The organism is Ferrovum myxofaciens, from assembly GCF_000735045.1.
GTDB lineage: Bacteria > Pseudomonadota > Gammaproteobacteria > Burkholderiales > Ferrovaceae > Ferrovum > Ferrovum myxofaciens.
This window is the reverse complement of the sequence record NZ_JPOQ01000278.1, coordinates 1-898: the sequence shown is the minus strand read 5'-3', so window position 1 is coordinate 898 and position 898 is coordinate 1. Positions and strand designations below refer to the sequence as shown.

The following is an 898-nucleotide window of genomic DNA, read 5'->3' as shown; positions in this document are numbered from 1 at the left end:
AGGCGTTGAATGCGGCTCAGATTTCCCGCGTCTTGAATCTGGATCACAAAACGGTAGCCACCTGGTTGGCTCGGCCCCACTTCATCTCCCGTGCCGCCGCCAAACGCAATAGCCTGCTGGAACCCTTCAAAGGCACCATTGCCCATCTGCTCAACGCCCACCCCTACAGTGCCCAGCAAATCTATCAACGACTGCTCGAGGAAGGTTATACCGGTAGCCTGACCCTGGTGCGTGACCATGTCCGCCAAACCCGCCCCGTCCAGCGTCCGGTCTACCTCAAACTCCATTTCAGCCCCGGTGAATGTGCCCAGGTCGACTGGGGTGAATTCTCCACCATCGCCGTCGGTAATACCCGCCGTCGCCTCTCCTTCTTCGTCATGGTCCTGGCCTACAGTCGCATGACCTACATCGAATTCACTGTCTCCCAAACCATGGAGCATTTCCTCGCCTGCCACGAACACGCTTTCCAGGCCTTTGGTGGGGTCCCTACCAGAATCATGGTGGATAACCTCAAGTCAGCCGTCCTCAGTCGCCTCGTCGGCGAGGCCCCTGTCCTCAACCCCAAGTACCTCGATTTCTCCCGCCACTACGGCTTCGATATCACGGCCTGTAATGTAGCAAAGGGAAATGAAAAGGGCCGCGTCGAGTCCGGCGTTGGCTATGTCAAGAAGAATTTCCTCAATGGCCGTGAACTCAAGGATTTCCAACTCATCAACCCGGCCGCCAAACTCTGGCTCGATACCATCGCCAATGTCCGTTGTCATGGCGAGACACGACAACGCCCCTGTGATCTGTTCATTGAAGAGAAACCACACCTACGCCCGCTCAATTCCAATCCTTACGACTATGCCCGCACCCTCAGTTTGGTGGCCAACAGTCAGTTCCGCTTTACCGTCGA

General features: G+C 56.6%; 1 protein-coding gene. It reads left to right on the top strand.

Annotated features, from left to right (window positions below; genetic code table 11):
• Positions 1–32: 32 nt before the first annotated feature.
• Positions 33–898: IS21 family transposase (gene istA, locus IV91_RS0113490; protein WP_233418485.1), on the top strand; the 866-nt coding region annotated here is incomplete at its 3' end.